This is a genomic window from Streptomyces sp. ATexAB-D23 (assembly GCF_000373645.1).
Taxonomy (GTDB): domain Bacteria; phylum Actinomycetota; class Actinomycetes; order Streptomycetales; family Streptomycetaceae; genus Streptomyces; species Streptomyces castrisilvae.
This window is the reverse complement of sequence record NZ_KB892002.1, coordinates 67911-86631: the sequence shown is the minus strand read 5'-3', so window position 1 is coordinate 86631 and position 18721 is coordinate 67911. Positions and strand designations below refer to the sequence as shown.

At 70.8% G+C, this 18721-nt stretch carries 14 protein-coding genes and 4 pseudogenes; 14 read left to right on the top strand and 4 right to left on the bottom strand.

All coding sequences use genetic code 11. From position 1 onward, the window contains the following. The first annotated feature begins 24 nt into the window (after window positions 1-24). From B082_RS0102760 to ychF, 7 genes are all read left to right on the top strand, one after another. Window positions 25-900, top strand: a complete 876-nt coding sequence (locus B082_RS0102760; RefSeq protein WP_026249363.1) for a helix-turn-helix domain-containing protein — start codon at window positions 25-27, stop codon at window positions 898-900. Window positions 901-1064: 164 nt separating this feature from the next. Further along, window positions 1065-1931 (top strand): ABC transporter ATP-binding protein, encoded by an 867-nt coding sequence (locus tag B082_RS0102755; RefSeq protein ID WP_018550287.1) that lies wholly within the window; start codon window positions 1065-1067, stop codon window positions 1929-1931. A gap of 80 nt (window positions 1932-2011) precedes the next feature. Next, window positions 2012-3079, top strand: a complete 1068-nt coding sequence (locus B082_RS0102750) for an iron-siderophore ABC transporter substrate-binding protein (RefSeq protein WP_018550286.1) — start codon at window positions 2012-2014, stop codon at window positions 3077-3079. Continuing rightward, window positions 3076-5178 carry an iron ABC transporter permease gene (locus B082_RS0102745; protein WP_018550285.1) on the top strand — a complete coding sequence of 701 codons (2103 nt, stop codon included), beginning with the start codon at window positions 3076-3078 and terminating at the stop codon, window positions 5176-5178. The genes B082_RS0102750 and B082_RS0102745 overlap by 4 nt, the downstream gene beginning before the upstream one ends. Window positions 5179-5288: 110 nt before the next feature. Next, a complete protein-coding gene (locus tag B082_RS0102740; RefSeq protein ID WP_018550284.1) occupies window positions 5289-6383 on the top strand; it encodes a peptidase C39 family protein in 1095 nt (364 codons plus the stop codon). 108 nt (window positions 6384-6491) lie between these two features. Continuing rightward, window positions 6492-7715 (top strand): GNAT family N-acetyltransferase, encoded by a 1224-nt coding sequence (locus B082_RS0102735; protein WP_018550283.1) that lies wholly within the window; start codon window positions 6492-6494, stop codon window positions 7713-7715. A 229-nt stretch (window positions 7716-7944) separates the two neighbouring features. Next, a complete protein-coding gene (gene ychF / locus B082_RS0102730; protein WP_018550282.1) occupies window positions 7945-9033 on the top strand; it encodes a redox-regulated ATPase YchF in 1089 nt (362 codons plus the stop codon). A gap of 108 nt (window positions 9034-9141) precedes the next feature. Here ychF and B082_RS0102725 read toward each other — a convergent pair whose 3' ends face one another. Both B082_RS0102725 and B082_RS0102720 read right to left on the bottom strand, forming a co-directional pair. After that, entirely contained in the window at window positions 9142-10260 is a 1119-nt protein-coding gene (locus B082_RS0102725) for a tyrosine-type recombinase/integrase (protein WP_018550281.1), read from the bottom strand. A 24-nt stretch (window positions 10261-10284) separates the two neighbouring features. After that, complete coding sequence (locus tag B082_RS0102720) at window positions 10285-10785, bottom strand: helix-turn-helix transcriptional regulator (protein WP_018550280.1); 501 nt, start codon at window positions 10783-10785, stop codon at window positions 10285-10287. Between the two features lie 127 nt (window positions 10786-10912). Between B082_RS0102720 and B082_RS39710 the strand changes: the two genes are divergently transcribed. The 5 genes and pseudogenes from B082_RS39710 to B082_RS0102690 all read left to right on the top strand — a co-directional run bounded on the left by B082_RS39710 (window position 10913) and on the right by B082_RS0102690 (window position 15885). Further along, the gene (locus B082_RS39710) at window positions 10913-11098 is read left to right on the top strand and encodes a helix-turn-helix domain-containing protein (protein WP_026249362.1); all 186 of its coding nucleotides are present in this window, start codon (window positions 10913-10915) and stop codon (window positions 11096-11098) included. A gap of 143 nt (window positions 11099-11241) precedes the next feature. After that, window positions 11242-12661 (top strand): annotated as a pseudogene (locus B082_RS35480) (DUF3631 domain-containing protein). 313 nt (window positions 12662-12974) lie between these two features. Then, window positions 12975-13544: a hypothetical protein gene (locus B082_RS0102705; RefSeq protein ID WP_018550278.1), complete on the top strand. Its 570-nt coding sequence runs from the start codon at window positions 12975-12977 to the stop codon at window positions 13542-13544. After that, window positions 13534-15249 (top strand): annotated as a pseudogene (locus tag B082_RS35475) (relaxase/mobilization nuclease domain-containing protein). Before B082_RS0102705 ends, B082_RS35475 begins: the two are co-directional and overlap by 11 nt. 117 nt (window positions 15250-15366) lie before the next feature. Further along, window positions 15367-15885 carry a DUF2716 domain-containing protein gene (locus B082_RS0102690; RefSeq protein ID WP_018550276.1) on the top strand — a complete coding sequence of 173 codons (519 nt, stop codon included), beginning with the start codon at window positions 15367-15369 and terminating at the stop codon, window positions 15883-15885. Between the two features lie 90 nt (window positions 15886-15975). Here the strand turns inward: B082_RS0102690 and B082_RS35470 are convergent. Further along, window positions 15976-16520, bottom strand: a pseudogene (locus tag B082_RS35470) (HAD domain-containing protein). 15 nt (window positions 16521-16535) lie between these two features. Next, the gene (locus B082_RS0102680) at window positions 16536-17147 is read right to left on the bottom strand and encodes a class I SAM-dependent methyltransferase (protein WP_026249359.1); all 612 of its coding nucleotides are present in this window, start codon (window positions 17145-17147) and stop codon (window positions 16536-16538) included. Between B082_RS0102680 and B082_RS35465 the strand changes: the two are divergent. Further along, a pseudogene (locus B082_RS35465) lies at window positions 17122-18123 on the top strand (tetratricopeptide repeat protein); the annotation flags it as partial. The gene B082_RS0102680 and the pseudogene B082_RS35465 sit on opposite strands and share 26 nt — an antisense overlap. Before the next feature lies 1 nt (window position 18124). After that, complete coding sequence (locus B082_RS0102670) at window positions 18125-18661, top strand: NUDIX domain-containing protein (RefSeq protein ID WP_018550273.1); 537 nt, start codon at window positions 18125-18127, stop codon at window positions 18659-18661. Window positions 18662-18721 lie beyond the last annotated feature (60 nt).

The window sequence follows — 18721 nt, the reverse complement described above, 5'->3', positions numbered from 1 at the left end:
GGACGGCCGCCTAGACTCGTGAGCATGGCCGGATCGTCCCGTGGTGAGGTGAACCCCGGGATGTGGCGACGCGAGGCGGGCACGGTGATGCGGCGGGCCGGGACACTCCCGGAGCAGCCGGCGGCCTCCGGTGCCGTCGTCGCGGAGTTCCGGATCGTCCCCGCCCCCACGGAGTGGGCCTCGCACTCCCATCGTCTGCACGAGCTGGTCTGGGTGCGCGGGGGGACGCTGACCTCCCGCGTGGGGGACCGCGTCTTCACCGTGTTCGAGGGGCAGGGGCTGTGGATGCCCGCCGGAGTGGTGCACGCGGGCCGGGCGACGGAGGGCGCGCGGTTCCACGACGCCTTCTTCACCCCCGACCGCACGCCGTTCGCGTTCGCGGAGCCGAAAGCGATCGCGATGACGCCGCTGCTCGTATCGCTGCTGGCCCATCTGTCGCGTACGGACCTCGACGAGGCGGCCCGGCTGCGGGCGGAGGCCGTCGTGTTCGACGTGATCCGGCCCTCGGAGCACCAGCTCGCCTTGCAGCTGCCCGGCGACCCCCGGATCGACGCCGTCGCCGAAGCCCTGCTGAACGATCCCGCCGACTGCCGCTCCCTGGAGGAGTGGGCGCGGTGGCTGGGGAGCAGCGAGCGTACGGTCACCCGCGCGTTCCGCCGGACGACGGGCCTCTCCTTCGCGCAGTGGCGGCAGATGCTGCGAGTGCACCGGGCGCTGACGCTCCTCTCCGACGGCTTCGATGTGATGTCGGTCTCCGAGCGCCTCGGCTACGCGCAGCCCAGCTCCTTCATCGCCGCCTTCAGGCGCGTCATGGGAACGACGCCGGGCGCGTTCTTCGGCGCCGCCGACGCGGCGCCCGGGGATGTCCGGAATCCCGTATCGGGTGGCGAGAACGCCTGATTGTCGACATGACAAGTGGAATATACTCTTCTCGAAGTTAGGTAACCCTTAGTTGTTGCTCGCCGCGCACCGTGCTGCCCGCGTGCGGGAAAGCGTGCGGCCCGGCCGGTGAACGCCGGGCGGGGTGCCGCGGTCAGCGCCCCTCCGATCACCCGGACCTCATCATGTTCACAAGCCTTTTCCGGCGTACCGGAAGACTCCCGGCCGGCCCCGCCGCCGCCCGGTCGGCCTCGCTCGACGGGCGCGACCTGGTGCTGCGCTACGGCGGCGAACCGGTCGTCCACGGTGTCTCCGTCGCCCTGGAACCCGGCCGGGTGACCGCCCTGGTGGGGCCGAACGGCAGCGGGAAGTCCACGCTGCTGCGGGCCCTGTCCCGGCTGCACCAGGTGGACGGCGGCCGGGTGACGCTCGGCGGCCCGGACGGGGCGGCCGAGCGGGACGCGGCCCTGCTCAGCCCCCGCGAGTTCGCCCGCGAGGTCACCCTGTTCTCCCAGTCCAGGCCCGCACCCCAGGGGCTGACGGTCGCGGAGGTCGTGGCGTTCGGCCGCCACCCCTACCGGCGCGGCTTCGCCGGACCGACCGCCGAGGACACCGCCGCCGTCGACCGCGCCATGGGCGTCACCGGAGTACGGGACATGGCGGGCCGGCTGGTCGGGGAACTCTCCGGCGGGGAGATGCAGCGCGTCTGGCTCGCGGCCTGCCTCGCCCAGGACACCGGCGTCGTGCTGCTGGACGAGCCGACCAACCACCTGGACCTGCGGTACCAGTTCGAGACGCTCGACCTGGTGCGGGACCTCGTGGAGAAACACGGCATCGCGGTCGGGATCGTGCTGCACGACCTCGACCAGGCGTCCCGGATCGCGGACACGCTGGTCCTCATGCGCGCCGGCCGGGTGCACGCGGCCGGCGCACCCGTCGACGTACTCACCGCCGAGAACATCGGCGAGGTCTACGACATCCGGGTCGAAGCCGGCATCGACCCGCGCACCGGCCGGCTGCGCATCGACCCACTCGGGCGCCACCTCTCCTGAAGAGGACGGCCCCCCTTTCCGGAGCGGCCCGCCCGCCGCTCCGCCGAACCATCCGAGTCCGAGAAAGAAGAAGACCCCTCATGAACCGTGCCAGTCGCCTGACGGCCGCAGCAGCCTCGACCGGGCTCGCCCTCTTCGCCCTCACGTCCTGCGGTACGACCGACGCCGACAAGATCACGGCCAAGAGCAGCGCCGAACCGTCCCCCGCGTCGAAGGACTGCGCCCAGGACACCACGACCACCTCGACGGGACCGGTCTCCTTCAAGGACGGCGTCGGCCGGCAGGTGAAGCTCGACAAGCCCGCCAAGCGCATCGCGGTCCTGGAATGGCAGCAGGTCGAGGACGCGCTGACGCTCTGCGTCACCCCCACCGCCGTCTCCGACGTGAAGGGGTACAGCACCTGGGTCAGCGCGGAGAAGCTGCCCGGCGGCGTGACCGACATCGGCACCCGTGAGGAGCCCGACCTCGACACCCTCTACGCGGCCAAGCCGGACCTCATCGTCGTGGAGGCGTTCGACGCCAAGGACGAGACGATCAAGAAGCTGGAGAAGCGGGGCGTCCCCGTCATGGCCACGCGCGGGGCGAACCCCAAGGACCCGATCGGGAACATGCGCGAGGTGTTCAGCATGATCGGCGAGGCGACGGGCCGCACCGAGCGGGCCGACCAGGTGCTCAAGGAGTTCGACGAGCACCTCGCAAAGGCCAAGCAGCAGGTCACCGACGCCGACCTGCCGACGAAGGACTTCGTGTTCTTCGACGGCTGGCTGGAGGGCAGCAACCTCACCGTCCGCCCCTACAGCGACGGCGCCCTCTTCACCGAGATAGGCAAGGAACTCGGCCTGAAGCCCGCGTGGACCAACAGCGTCAACAAGGAACACGGTGACGGGGGCGTCGACCCCGCCTACGGCCTCGCGCAGACGGACGTCGAGGGACTCGTCGCGGTGGGCAACGCCAACCTCTTCTACGCCAACGACGAAGGCGCCGGCGGATACGTCGAGGCGATCGAGAAGAACCCGATCTGGAAGACCCTCCCGGCCGTCAAGGAAGGCCGCGCCCACGCGTTCCCGGCACGGGTGTGGGGCGCCGGCGGACCGCGCTCCAACGAGCAGGCGATCGACGCCTACGTCGACGTGCTCGACAAGAAGTGAGCGCCGTAGACACCGCGCCACCCGAAGGGGCAGCGCCGCCGCGCCCGGAGCGCGGCGGCGGCCCCGCCGGGGCGGCCGTCCTGGCCGTACTCCTCGCCGCGACCGTCCTGGTGGGCCTGTGGCACCTGACCCAGGGGACGTCCGGCGTCGGGGTCGGCGACCTGGTGCGCCACCTCGCCGGAAAACCGGAGAGCGCGGACGGCGCGCCGGTCGGCGAGATCCTCACCGGCTCCCGCCTGCCGCGCCTGTTCGCGGGCGTGGCGGTGGGCTTCGCCCTCGGCTGTGCCGGCACCCTGCTCCAGTCCGTCACGCACAACACGCTCGCCTCGCCGGACACCCTCGCGGTCTCGGCCGGCTCCTACTTCGCCGTCTCGCTCATCGCGGCCTTCGGCCTCGCCGTCCCGCTGTGGGCGTCGGGCGTCGTGGCCTTCGCGGGCGGCCTGGCCGCGGCGGCGCTCGTGCTGCTTCTCGCGGGCCGGGCCGCGGGCACCTCCGGCACCCGGCTCATCCTCGCCGGATCGGCGATGGCGATGGCCCTGGACTCCGCGACCGGGATGCTCCTCATCCTGTTCAAGCAGAACACGACCGGCCTCTACGCCTGGGGGAGCGGCTCGCTCTCCCAGCTCAACATCGACGCGTCCCTGCGCGCCGTCCCCCTCATCGTCCTGGTGCTGTGCGCCGCCCTGGCCCTGTCCCGGCGGCTGGACGTGATGAACCTGGGCGACGACACCGCGTCCACCCTCGGCGTGCCGATCCGCAGCACCCGGGTGATCGCCGTGGTGTGCGCGGTACTCCTGACCAGCACCTCGGTGACCCTCGCGGGCCCGATGGCCTTCGTCGGTCTCGGCGCCCCCGTCCTGGCCCGCCTGATCGCGGGGCGGGTCCGCGCCCTGCGCGGGCACCTGCTCCTGATCCCCGCGGCCGGCCTGGTCGGCGCGCTGCTCATCCTGCTCGCGGACGCGGTCCTGCGTGCGGTGCAGGGGGCGGACGGGGCGGCCTCCATCCCGACCGGTGTGCCGACCACACTGCTCGGCTCCGTCGTGATCGTGGTCCTCGCGCTGCGGCTGCGAGACACGGGCCGGCTCCAGCAGCCCCCGCGCGCACGGGTCGCCGCACGGTCCCTGCGCGCCTACCTCCTCGTCGTGACCGGCTCGGTGGCCGTGCTGGCGGTGGCGGCCGTCGTGGCGGTCCTGGCGGGGAGCCTCTGGCTGCGGACCGGGGACATCGTCCTCTGGTTCCAGGGCACCGCCCCCGACCTGATCGGGGCGGCGCTCGACGACCGGGTGCCACGGGTGACCGCCGCCGTCCTCGCGGGCGCGGCGCTCGGACTGGCCGGATGCGTCGTGCAGAGCACGGTACGCAACCCGCTCGCGGAGCCGGGCGTGCTCGGCATCACGGCGGGCGCCGGGCTGGGCGCGGCGGGCGTCGTCACCTCGGGGCTCGGCGGCGGGCAGCCGGTGCTCATCGCGGTCGCCGTCGCGGCGGCACTCGCCACCTTCGCGGTGATCGCCCTGCTGGCCTGGCGCGGGGGCTTCCTGCCCGACCGGTTCGTACTGATCGGCATCGGCACGGGGTACGGCCTCAGCGCCGTGACCACCTTCCTCCTGCTGCGCGCCGACCCGTACAACACGCCCCGCATCTTCACCTGGCTCTCCGGCACCACCTACGGCCGTACGTTCTCCGACGTCGTACCGGTCGCGGTGGCCCTGGCGCTCGCCCTTCCCGTGCTGCTGTCCATGCGCGAGCGGCTCGACCTGCTCGCCGTCGACGAGGACACCCCGCGCATCGTCGGCGTCCGGGTGGAGCGCACCCGCTTCACCGCACTGGCCGTCGCCGCGGTGCTCGCCGCGCTCAGCGTGATCGCCGTCGGCGTCGTCGGCTTCGTCGGACTCGTCGCCCCGCACCTCGCCCGTTCGCTGGTGGGCGCCCGGCAGGGCCGCGCGATCCCGGTCGCGATGCTGCTCGGCGGGGTGCTGGTGTGCGTGGCGGACGCGCTCGGCCGCACGGTCGTCGCCCCCGCCCAGGTGCCCGCGGGCCTCATGATCGCCCTGGTCGGCGCGCCGTACTTCGTCTGGGTGCTCCGGCAGTCCCGCGCATGACCGCAGTCGCTGAGGAGCTCGTCCCCGTACCCCACACCGGCCCGCCCCCGTCCCCCGTCCCCCGTCCCCGCGTCCGCGCGGCCCCGCGTTCCCGTCAGGAGCACCCGAGAATGCCGTCGTCCCAGCAGGAAGGGCCCGTGCGGCCCGTGAAGAGCGTCGTCGTGCCGTACGAGCCCGGCAGCGCGCCGGCGCACCTCGGCCACCCCGAGGTGCTGGAGCGCTGGGCAGCGGTCGACCGCTCCGCCCATGCCCCGCACCTCGTGGCCGTCGCGGGTGACGACGGCGGGGAGTGGACGGCCGCCGCGCTCGTGACGGCCCGCCCGGACACGGCCTATCTGAAGATCGTCGACGCGATCGGCGACGTACGGGCGGCCGTCGAAGCCGTCACCGCCCACGCACGCGGCCGGGGGCTCGTACAGCTGAAGTGGGAAGGCTGGACGGCCGCCCCCGAGGACGCCGCCGCCGTGGGCTTCACCCCCCTGGACCCGCCGCTCGCGCGGTCGGAGGGCGCGGAAGGGCCGCCTGCCGGTTACGTGCGCTGGCTGAACGACGACGCGGTGACCGCGCCCCCGTACTACGGGCAGAGCACCCACTTCACCTGCGGCGCCGTCACCGCCCTGGTCGCGCAGGCGCACGCGGGCGTCCTGCCGAAGGAGGCGCTCGACCGCCGGGCGGAGCTGACGCTGTGGCGCGACGCGAACAACTTCATGGCGTGCGAGCCCGTCGGCCTGGGCGTCGCGGTGCGCCGGGCCCGGCCGTCGTCCCGGGTCACGGTCCACCTCGACACGGACCGCCCGGTCATGCTCGACCACCTTCCTCCGGCCGACCAGGAGTGGCGTGCCCTGCTCCAGAGCGCCTCACGCACGGACGCCGAACGCACCGGCGTCCCGGTCGACCCGCGCCACCTGTCCCTGACCGCGATCCGGGACGCGATCGGCCGGCGGGAGCACGTACTGCTGCTGCTCTCGCTCGCCGCGATGCAGGGGTTCGACGTGCCGCACTGGGTGCTCTGCCACGGCGCCGTGCCCGGCGCCCTCGTGATCGAGGACCCCTGGGCCAACGCGTCGACGGGCGACACCTGGGTCGACGCCCACCTCCTGCCGGTACCGGACCCGTCGCTCGACACGATGTCGACGATGTCGCCGGGTGGCTTTCGCGGAGCGGTGACCATCAGCCACGCGCAGCGCCCGGCCGGCGCCGCGTAGCCCGTACGGCCCGGGGCCCGGCCGCCCCCAGTCCGCCCAGGCCAGAGGGTTACGCTGCCCTGTGGCCGGCACCAACGACCCAGCCACTCCGAGGAAGGCACGGCAGCGATGAGGATTCGTTCCACGACCGATGAGGACCTGGACGTCTTCGTCGACACCGTCCACCGGGCGTTCGGACAGTTCCCGGAGACACCGGTCGCGGAGGGCGGGCGCTGGTGGTCGGCGCTGGAGATGGAACGCGGCCTGCTCGCCGTGGCACCGGACGGAAAGCCCGTGGGCACCGCCGCCGCGTACTCCTTCGAACTCACCCTGCCCGGCCGGATACCCGTCCCGGCCGCCGGAGTGACCGCCGTCGGCGTCCTGCCCTCGCACCGGCGGCGCGGCGTGCTCAGCGCGATGATGCGCCACCAGCTCACCGAGGTGCGGGCCCGGGGCGAGTTCCTCTCCGTGCTGCTGGCCTCGGAGGCGCCGATCTACGGCAGGTTCGGTTACGGACCGGCGACCTCCACCGCGCGGCTGACGGTGCAACGCCACAAGGCCGCCCTCGCCGCCCCCCGGGCGCTCGCGCCGGCGGCCGACGATGGTTCGGTCGAGGTCATGCGGCGTGCCGAGTGCGGCGAGATCCTGGAAGCCGTCTACGACCGGTACCGCCGCGCCCAGCCCGGCGCACTGTCCCGGCCGCCCCGCTGGTGGGCGCTGGGCGCGGGGCAGCCGCCCGTCTCCCCGGCGCCGCGCTATGTCGCCGTCCACCGGGACGCCGACGGCACCGCGGACGGGTACGCCAGCTACTCCCTCGGCTCCGTCGGCGAGCAGAGCACCCTGACGGTCGACGAGACCATCGCCGCCGACGACGCGGTCTTCACGGCCCTGGCCCGGTACGCCCTCGGCCACGACCTGGTCTCCCGGATCGTGTTCCGGCACGTCCCGCCCGAGCACCCGCTGCGCTGGCAGCTCGCCGACGTCCGGGCCGGCGAGGTCGGCGGCCACACCGACTGGCTCTGGGTGCGCCTTCTCGACGTCCCGCGTGCGCTGACCGCTCGCGGCTGGTTCACGGACGGCGAGCTGGTCCTGGACGTCGATGACCCCTTCCTGGGCGAGCACGGCCGCTACCTGCTGACCGTCCGCGACGGCAGGGCCGACTGCGTCCCCACGGACCGGCGGCCCGACCTGTCCCTGGACGTGCGCGACCTGGGCGCGGTCTACCTCGGCGGCACCAGCCCGAGCACGCTCGTACGCGCCGGACACATCCGGGCCCACCACCCGGGCGCCGCCGCCGTCGCGGACGCGCTGTTCGCGACGGACCGCTCCCCACACTGCCTGCACTGGTTCTGACCGCGTCTCGCGCCCGCGTCGTCCGATCGCGTCGGCAACCACGGGCCGAAGGCCTGGATCCGGAGTACGAGGGAGAACTCCCCGTCCAAGACACCCCCCGGTCCCTGTACCGTGATACGCGCACGTGGACGATGGCGCGCTTGGGCTGCTGTGCGTACGAGGAGCCGGTGAGCGTGCCTGGAGTCGCGGCCGACCCCACCCTTCTTGATCCTGAGCGGACGTTTGTGGCATGAGTACTAGTATCGGAATCGTCGGACTGCCGAATGTCGGCAAGTCGACCCTGTTCAACGCCCTGACCAAGAACGACGTGCTGGCGGCCAACTACCCGTTCGCCACGATCGAGCCGAACGTCGGCGTGGTCGGCGTCCCGGACCGCCGCCTGGACGTCCTGGCGAAGATCTTCGGCTCGCAGAAGCTGCTGCCGGCGACGGTCGACTTCGTGGACATCGCCGGAATCGTGCGCGGCGCGAGCGAGGGCGAGGGCCTGGGCAACAAGTTCCTCGCGAACATCCGCGAGTCGGACGCGATCTGCCAGGTCATCCGCGCCTTCAAGGACGAGAACGTCGTCCACGTCGACGGCAAGGTCTCGCCGAAGGACGACATCGAGACGATCAACACCGAGCTGATCCTCGCCGACCTCCAGTCCGTCGAGAAGGCCATCCCCCGCCTCCAGAAGGAGTCCCGCCTCCAGAAGGAGAAGGTCGCGGTCCTGGCCGCGGTCGAGGAGGCCCAGAAGATCCTCGAAGCGGGCGACACCCTCTTCCACGCCGGCATCACGGCCTCCACGGAGAAGGGCCGCCTCCTCCACGAGCTGCACCTCCTCACCACCAAGCCGTTCCTCTACGTGTTCAACGTCGATGAGGACGAGCTGGTCGACGAGGACTTCAAGAACGAACAGCGCGCCCTGGTCGCCCCCGCCGAGGCCATCTTCCTGAACGCCAAGATCGAGTCCGAGCTGATCGAGCTCGACGACGACGAGGCCCTGGAACTCCTCCAGTCCATGGGCCAGGAAGAACCCGGCCTCGCCACCCTCGGCCGCGTCGGCTTCGACACCCTGGGCCTCCAGACCTACCTCACGGCAGGCCCGAAGGAAACCCGCGCCTGGACCATCAAGAAGGGCGCCACGGCCCCCGAGGCGGCCGGTGTCATCCACACCGACTTCCAGAAGGGCTTCATCAAGGCCGAGATCATCTCCTTCGACGACCTGGTAGAAGCCGGCTCGGTCGCCGAGGCCCGCGCCAAGGGCAAGGCCCGCATGGAGGGCAAGGACTACGTGATGCAGGACGGGGACGTGGTGGAGTTCCGCTTCAACGTCTAATACGTTCGGCGAAAGGCCGTCTGACCTGCGACGGAGTGGGTTGGGCGGCCTTTGTGGTCCGCACGGAGTCCGCAGCGTGCTGGATGACTCCGGCACGCGGAGGAGCGGTTACGCCGCTTCGTCGAGCTGCGGCTGGGCGTCGGCGGACCGGTCCGCGTACGCCTTGTCGACGGCGGCCCGGGTCCGCTCCTCGGAGTCGGGCCACAGGTGGGTGTAGATGTTCAGGGTCATGGCCGCATTGGTGTGGCCGAGGCGCTCGGAGACCGTCTTCACGGACTCGCCGTGCTTGATCAGCAGGCTGGCGTAGTGGTGCCGGAGGGCGTGGGGTCCGGTGCCCTTCGCTATACCGGCCTTCGCGCAGGCGGGCCGCCAGGACCCGTCCATGAAGTGCGTGTAGACCACGGGCCCGCCCTGCGGCGCCGTGAAGATCCAGCTCTCGGGCCCATCGGCGGGGAAGTCCCGCAGGTGGGCCTTCATCGCATCCACCGCTGTGCGGGGGAGCGGGACCGTTCGGTCTGATCGAGCGGTCTTGGGCGGGCAGACGTACACGCCGTGCTTGGCGGTCTGCTGGACCTGCTGCCCGACCGAGACGGTGGCGTGCAGCAGGTCCACGTGCCGGAGCTGGAGGTCGAAGAGTTCGCCGGGGCGGAGCCCCGTGCATGCGCCCAGCACGACCAGGCCCCTGTAGCGGCCGGGCATCTCCTCGGCCAGCGTCCGCACCTGCTCGACGGCCAGCGGCACGATCTTCTTCCGTGGCACCGAGGGCAGCTTCGCCTCGGCGCACGGGTTGTGGGGGATCATCCGGTCACGGACGGCCGCCCGGAAGACGGCGTTGACCGTGTTGAAGACGGTGCGGGATGTGCTCGCGGCGAGCTTGTGGGTGGTCGTCAGGCTGGTGATCCAGCTCTGCACGTCACCGGGCTTGATCGCGCCGAGTGCCCGCTTCTCCCAGACGGGGTAGGCGTAGCAACGGAGGTGCTGGGCTACGGCCTTGGCCGTCGACGGCCGGTGCGGCTGGCTGGCCCGCCACTCCTCCGCGTACTCCTTGAAGGGCTTCTTCGCCGAACGCGGGTCGACGTACTGCCCGGTGACCACGCTGGTCGTGACCTCGTCGAGCCAGCGCTGGGCGTCGATCTTGCGGTCGAAGTGGCGGGCGTGTTCCTTGCCGTCGAGGTCGCGGTATCGGGCACGCCATTTGCCGGTGGGACGCTTCTGGATGTTCGCCAAGTGGCTTCTCCTTTGTGCTTGTTGTCAGTAGTGGCCGCCGTCCTCGATGTCGCTGGTGAGGGTGCGAGCATCCCGCTCGTCGCCCATGAGGCGGAGGCACTGTTCGTTGATCGCGCGTGAGCTGTCGGGGTGTGCCTTGATGTGGTCGGCGACGGCGACCACGGCGCGGTGCAGGCGGTCGCGGGCATCGCGAGTTTCGTAGAACGCTTCTACGGCTTCCTGGACAAGCCGTCGGCTGTCGATGTCGAGCCCTTCCAAGGGCGGTGACATGAGCTCTTCGAGGGGCAGCTCGAAGACGCGGGAGAAGGCGAGCGCCTCATCGAGGTTGATCCGGCGGCGGGGTGAGCCGTTCTCGATGCGCCACACGGCCGTCTGGTTCATCTTCACGCCCGCTCTGGTCACGCGCTCGGCCAGCTCGGTCGTGCTCCACCCTCTGACTTCGCGCTCCAGGGCCACGCGGCCCGCCACGTTGCCTTCGCTGTAGAGCAGCGGCACTTCGCCACCCTCGGCCTTCTCGCTCGCCATCGAACCTCCATCGCGACCTTCGCTATCCAAATTGAAACATGGGCTTCCCGGTTTGGCTAACCGCCGATCATGAGGTTGATTATGCAGATCAAATCGCTATCTAGCCGAATGGGAACGTGTGTGATACCTGGCCACCGCCGAGGTCGCCGAGCGCTACCGCACCGCCGAGAGCACCGTCCGTTACTGGCGCCATCTCCAGAAGGGACCCCGCGGCATCAAGGTCGGCAAGCGGGTGCTCTACCCCGAGGTCGAACTGCTGCGCTACGAGCGCGCGCTGATCGACGGCGGAGAGGACTGGGGCCTGGCCTCATGAGCCGCCGGCCCGTCCGGACACAGCAAAGGCCCTCGGCGCGCCTACGCCGAGGGCCGGAGATCCCCCTGCACGCCGCCCATCCCTGAACGAACTGGTCGGGGGCGAGACCTTGCCCGTCTCGCCCCCACTCGACAGGAACATCTATGAAGGACCCTACGTCCCCCGCCACCTCGAAGGCATCCGGTGTTGCCTGGCCACTGATCGCGATCCCGGGCCAGGGTCTGCCTCGGAACCGCGAGGAGCGGACGGAACCACGCCCCGACACGGGGGGCGCGACCTCCGATGCTCCGAATCGGAGTACACCCGGTTTGCCGGACAGTGCAGGCAACCCTGCTCCAGACGGACCAGAAGCCCAAGGCGGTGGCGGGCTGGCAGGCGCAGGCAGCGCGCTGCTGGACGACCTCCGTACGGCGATCGGGCGGTACGTGGTGCTGCCGAGCGACGAGGCCCTGACCGCCGTCACGCTCTGGGTCGCCGCCTCCCACGTCCAGCCCGGCCTCCAGCACGCGCCACGGCTGGCGGTCGTCGGACCGACCAAGGGGTGCGGCAAGTCCCGTCTCCTGGACGTTCTCTACGAGACCGTCCACCAGCCGATGATGACGGTGAACACCTCGCCTGCGGTGGTCTTCCGCGTGATCGGCAAGAACCCGCCGACGCTGCTGGTGGACGAGGCCGACACCATCTTCGGCCCCAAGGCGGGCGACAAGGAGGACCTGCGCGGCCTGCTGAACGCCGGGCACCAGCGCAACCGACCCGCCTGGCGAATCTCCGGGCCGGAACACAAGCCGACCGCGTTCCCCACCTTCGCGATGGCGGCGCTGGCCGGCATCGGCGACCTACCGGACACGATCATGGACCGGGCGATCGTCATCCGCATGCAGAAGCGCAAGCCTGGTGAGCGGATCACCCCGTTCCGTTCGCGGTACTCCGTGCCGGAACTGCACGCGCTGCGCGACCGGCTGGCTGACTGGCTGGTACCGCTGCGCGGCACTGTCGCGGGCGCGGTGCCGGAAGATGCCCGTGGAGGACCGCGCCGCCGACACATGGGAGCCGCTCGTCATCGTCGCCGATCTCGCCGGCGGGCACTGGCCCGCGCGGGCACGTGCGGCCTGTCTGGCGATGACGCGCAGCGAGGTGGTCCAGGACGAGCAGACGACGTTGAAGACGCGGCTGCTGCGTGACATCCGCCGCGTCTTCGACCAGGAGGGCGGCAGGGAGGCGCTGCGCAGCCAGGACCTGCTGGCCGTGCTGACCCAGGACGCCGAGGCCCCGTGGGCGGAGTACGGCACGAAGGGGTTGAACGCCTACCACCTGGCGAATCTGCTGCGCGATTTCGGTATCAGCCCGGCTAACTACCGGTTCGAGAACGGCAGGCAGGCCAAGGCCTACGCCCGTAACCAGTTCGTGGACGCATGGGCTCGCTACTGCCCTGCCCCCGCCCCATCGGTACCCACCGCCGGGGTCCCGGCACGTCCGACCCCGGGCAGGCCACCCGCCCCTCCGTCCGGGACGCTGCCCATCGGGCCGCCGAGCGGGACCGCAGGCCCCCGGCCCACCCGCTGACACCAGGTCCGCATCGATCCGTCGCATCCGTCCCCGCGCAGGTCAGCGCGGGGACGGATCTCCTCGCTGGTACGGATCGATCCGTACCTGCGGCCGTATCCGTACCTGTGCTGACCAGCCACGCGACGGATGCGACGGATGCAACGAAGCCCCACCCCACGACTGACGGAGCACCACCATGCCCGAATCCAGCACCGACGACACCACCTCCCGCCGTCGCAGGAAGCTGTTCAGGCTCACCCGGCGACCAGCAGCAAGCTGGAGCGAACGAGCCTCTAACGAGGCTTCGTCCGCGCTTGCCCCCGCCCCAGGGGTGGCGGAGGACGAGGCCGAGCGCCAGGGGGCGCCCGAGCCGGAGGAGGGGGTGGCCGAGGACTCCGGCCGGCCCGCAGCCCACTCCGCTCCTCGCCGTACGCCGGCCGATGCCCCACCGTTCGTCGAGCAGCCCTCCTGGCGGGACCTCGACGCCCCCGCCTTGCCCGCGCAGATGAACCGCAAGCGCACTGTGGAGAAGCGCGACCAGGAGAAGACCATCCGCTTCACGCGCACCGCGATCCAGGTGATAAGCGCCGCCGCTCAGCAGCGCGGTCAGAGGTTCGCCGGATTCGTTGGGGACGCGGCCCTGGCTGTTGCGCAGGGGAAAGCGGGGATGGTCGGCAGTCCGGAGGACGATCCACTGCGCCCGCTGGTCGAGGCCGTCGAGGCGCACACGGTCGCGCTGAACCGCATCGGCGGCAACCTCAACCAGATCACCGCCGCCATCAACCGCGGAACCGTGCCCGAGCGCGCCGAGACGGTTCTCGACCACGTCGAGCAAGCAGCACAGAACAGTTTCCACCTCATCGACCAGCTCCTGTCGGACGGCACGGCTCATGGTTCCTGACGTCTCCACCGGCTCCGACAGCCGCGGACTGATCGCCTACCTCTTCGGCCCTGGCCGCCGCGACGAGCACACCAACCCTCACATCGTCGCCGCCTGGGACATGGCCGGCGCTCCCGACCCCGGCCGCGACCCGGCAGCCACTTACTCCCAACTCGCCAGGCGACTTGACCACCACGTCGACCTCCGCACCCGCGAGCTGGGCGGCAAGAAGCCACCGCAGCACGTCTGGCACTGCCCGGTCCGCACCGCGCCCGGCGACCGCTACCTCACAGACACCGAGTGGGCCGAGGTCGCCCGCCGCGTCGTGCACTCCACGGGCATCGCCCTCGACGGCGACGAGAAGGCGTGCCGATGGATCGCGGTCCGTCACGCCGACGACCACTTCCACATCATGGCCACCACCGTCCGCGCCGACGGACGCCGCCCGCGCCGACGGACGCCGCCCGCGCACCCACCAGGACGGCCGTCGGGCACAAGCGGAGTGCCGCAGGATCGAAGCCCAGTTCGGCCTGCGCCGCCTGAAGTCCGGTGATCTCACGGCTCCCCGTACCCCCACTGGTGCCGAACGCGCTAAGGCCGAGCGACAGGGCCAGACCGTGACGGCACGGCAGTGGCTGCGCGAGCGGGCGTACGCCGTCGCCGCCGCCGTACACACCGAGGCCGACTACTTCACCGTGCTTCAGTCCCTCGGCATCAAGGTCAAGACGCGTCTCGGCCCCGAGAGCGGCGACGTGATCGGCTACAGTCTCGCTGCACCCGGCGACACCAACAGCGTCGGCGAACCCATCTGGTACGGCGGCTCGAAACTCGCACCCGACCTCTCCATCAACCGCCTCAGCGAACGCCTCCCCGACCAGGAGGTGACAGACCACCCGCGGTATGTGGCGGACCCCACCGACCAATGGCGCCACATCACCACTGCCGTGCACACGGCACGCACCGCCCTCGACTCCAGTGACGATGCCGCCGCCCAGGGCCACCTGGCCGCCTTCGGCGACGCCCTGTACAACATCGCCAGCGCCACGACCGGCCCACACCAGGCGGAACTACGAGCGGCGGCAATGGCGTTCAACCGTGCCCGCCGCTCCGCCACCCGCGCCGACCACCAAGCAGCCACGCCCTACGCAAGGCCGCCAAGGAGCTCGCCTACGCCTCCAACGAGCCGGGCGGACTCGCCATCGCCCTGCTCTTCGCCACCGTGCACCTCGCCGGCGCCGCCGCCAAGTGGCACGAACAGCGCGGCCACGCACAGCAGGCCGCTGCGGCCGAAGAAGCCTTCCGCCACCTTCAGGCGGGCTACCAGCAGGCCGCCACACCCGTCCTGGCGGACTTGGCCCACCGCGCACCACGAGCCGCAACCGCCCGCCGCTTCGAACAGGACGTTCGCGCGGCCCTCCCCAACCACGCCGACCGGATCCTCACCGACCCCACTTGGATCGCCTTGACCACAACCCTCGCCCAAGCCGAAACCGCTGGCCACAATCCCCGACGTCTCCTGATCGAGGTGGGCTTCCAGCGAGAGCTCGACAGCGCCGAGCGCCCAGCCGAGGTCCTCAACTGGCGCATCACCGCTCAGCCGAACCGGCGGACGCAAGCGGCTCGCAGCCGGAGCACCACCAGCGGAACGTCATCTATGTCGGCCACGCTGCGCCCTCCGGCCACACCAGTGGCTACGAGGCCCGAGGAGCGCAGGCGGTACCGCTGACCCTGGTCCCTCCCAGCCAGATTCCCGACGAAGGGAACGGCAGGCGAAGGCCGGCACTGCCCCTGGTGCGACATGTTCCCCGAGGGAACATCACGGGCGACTCGATAGGATCGGGCCATGACGGAGAGTCCCGTGGTCGAACTGCTTGAGGCCGAGTACCGACGCGTTTGGGACCGCTTCTACGACGAGTTCAAGTTCCAGCCGAGTACGAGTTCCCTCAAGTGGCCAGCTATCAAGGAGCCCGTCGCCTCGGTTTCCTGGAGCCTTGCCGCGCTTGACGACGATCCTGAATACGAGCGGTTGGACCGCCTGGTCGAGGTGGTCGAGCAGGGGCTGAAGTCCTGCATCGACCCGAGCGGAACGCTGCTCGCGCTCGACTGGCAGCACACGTCGTATCGCTTCGCGCCGCAGGGCGTCGGTGGCCCTGGGCAGCCGGCCTGGCCTTTGAGCCCGTACCCCGATGGGGACTACTACATCTACCTGTCGGAAGACTTCCGTATAGGCAGTTTTGGGCACCCCTGGGAAGAGTCCCTCTGCCTGTTCGGTCAGGAATTCCTCGACGCCGCATCCGCGGAGGTAGAGAAGCTTCTCGGACAGCCGATCCGTAGGTCCGGCAGGGCAGCCGGCACCACCTGAGGTGGGTCCCGACTCCACAGGCACCAAGGAGTCAGACCCCACAGCGCATCCTCATGCCCTCGCCGCTCGCGGTAGCGAGGGCATCAGTCGTCAGACGACGTGGGCTGTGGGTAACTGCGCGACCCACTTCGCCACCTCGGTCAGATGCTCGGGCTGCAGCCCGAGGTGTGGGTCTGGCTGAACGAGGAGGGTCGGCGTCCCCTTGGCGGTGCGCTCTGCTGCCCAGTCATGGTCGAGGCCGGTGAAGTCGTCGTCGATCCAGATGGCGGGGGCGTCTGCCAGCCAGACGTCGACGTGGTCTCGTTTCCAGAGGTAGCCGTCGGGGTGACTGGTGGTGATCTGAGGATGAGGCAGGTCGAGGTAAGGGAAGTCGGGCAGCCCCAGGAGGGGGCCGATGATCGTGGCGGCGTCCTTGCGCCAGCTTGTGCACCACACGGGAGTGACTAGCCAGCTGGTCAGAAGGTCGGCGAGAATGCCGCCCTGACTCGGGTCGAGCCAGATGGGACGGGGTCGTCGGGGTGCCGGCCGGTAGGCAGGACGGTGTGACGGACGTGGGTGGGCGGGGTGCTGCCGTCGGCGGCCGGGAACGGTATGAGGACGCCGTCGATGTCGAGAAGCAGGTAGGGAGGGGTCATCGGTGCCTCCGTCGGTCAGCGTTTGCGGGCGGTGATCAGGAGGGTGGTGGGCCACGGGTCGCGGCGCGGGTGCCGCAGCTCCACCGCCGAGGTGACGCCCAGGCCGGTCCGGGAGAGGTGGGCTCCCCAGCGTCGGGCGTCGAACTCCCATCGAACGAGGGGCAGTCGGGTGCGGTCGGGCACGGTGACGTAGTTCTCGCGCGGACGGTCGTCCGTGGATGGATGTCTTCCGGCCCGTGCCGGGTGAGGGACGGAGAAGGCCAGCACACCGCCCGGATTCAGGCGTCGGGAAATGGCGGCGAGGAGGAGTTCGGGGGCGACGAGGCCGACGGCGCCGAAGATGGAGTAGATCGCGTCGAAGGTCTGGCCGGTGGCCTGCAGGTGGTGCAGTGCGTGGCCGGCGGTGAAGGTGGCGCCGTCGATGTGGCCGTAGTGGGAGCGGGCGCGGCGTACCTGGAGGCCGATCAGGTCCACGCCGGTGGCGCGGGCCTGGTGGTACTTCGCGAGGTGGGCCACGTTGTGGCCGGGGCCGCAGCCCAGCTCCAGGAGACGCTTGCCGGACAGGTCCCGTCCCAGGATCTCGGCGCCGGGACCGAGGCCGGCCTTTACCACCGCGGGCGTCGCCATGCCGCTCGGATACGACCACGAAGCCACTGCCCGTATGCTCCGCGCCCGCACCGGCACGTCCGTGGTCGGGGCGGAGGACGTGGACGTCGTACGCCAGATCACCGCAGCCTTCAGCGCCGCCGACGAACGGCTCGGCGGCGGGCACGGCCTGACCACAGTCACCGCCTACCTCGCCGACACGGCAGCCCCCATGCTGCGCGGACGGTTCCCCACAGAAGCCTTACGCCAGGCCGCCTTCGGCGCCGTCGCCGAACTCGCCTACCTCGCAGGGTGGAAGCACCACGACCTCGGCCACGAAGGCGCTGCCCAGCGCTACTACCAGGTCGGCTACCAGCTCGCCTGCGAAGCCGACCCCCACGGCCACGCAGCCTGGATGATGCGCGCCCTCGCCCATCAATCCCTCAGCCTCAAGCAACCCCACCACTGCGTGGACCTCGTCAAAGGCGCCCTCACCCGCGGCCTCGGCCGCGTGGATGGCCAGACAGAAGCGCTTCTCCACATCACGCACGCCCGCGCATACGCAGCCGTTGGCGAGAACCCATTGGCCGCTCGTGCTCTCCTCGCCGCAGAAGACGCACTCCTGCGCGAGGACGGTCCCCAGCCCAGCTTCTCCCGCGTCAGCGGCCCCGCCGCCGGCACCGTGGCCAGCCACACCGCACGCACGCTGACCGACCTCGCCGACCACATCGGTACGGAACAGCAGCACCGCGACGCGCTCACCCGCTGGGACCCGGAGAAGTACAAACGCGTCCACGCCCTCACCCACGCCGACCTCGGCGACAGCCTCGCCGCCCAAGCCCGAGCCGACGAAGCGGTCGCAGCCTGGACCCAGGCCCTCGTCCTCATGGAGGGCATGACTTCCGACCGCACCCGCAAGGCGATCACCTCGATCTGCTCCACCCTCGCGGTCTACCAGCGCCGACGCATCCCGGGAGCTGCGGATCTCGCCCGCCGCGCCCGCGAGGCCCTCGCCTAACATGCCCAACAACCCGCCCGACGAAGGGAACACCGTGACCCAGCAGACCGACGACCAGCCCAAGGCCCTCAAGCCGGCGCTCGAATCGATGACCTTGCTGGTCGCGGCCGTCATCGTCCACGACAAGGCCACCAACCGCATCGTTCTCCTCCAGCGCAGCGAGAATGCCAAATTCGCCCAGGGCATGTGGGATCTCCCCGTCGGCAAGAGCGAGCCTGGCGAGCCCATCACCGAAACCGCGGTCCGCGAGCTCTATGAGGAGACCGGCCTCACGGTGAAGCCCGAGTCCCTCAAGGTCGCCCACATCATCCACGGTGCCTGGGGCGTCGAAGCCCCCAACGGCTTCCTCACGGTCGTCTTCGCCGCCCACGAATGGACCGGCGAACCCGAAAACCGCGAACCCCGCAAGCACTCCCAAGTCCGGTGGGTCGACGCCAACGCCATCCCAGACGCCTTCGTAGACACCACGGCAAGTGCTCTCAGCCACCACCTGGATGGAGGCGCCCAAGTCTCACTTGATGGCTGGCTGCAGATGTAGCGAGCAGAAAGAACGAGGATTGACCTCTCGATAGGACGAAAACTGGCAGACGCGCTGAAA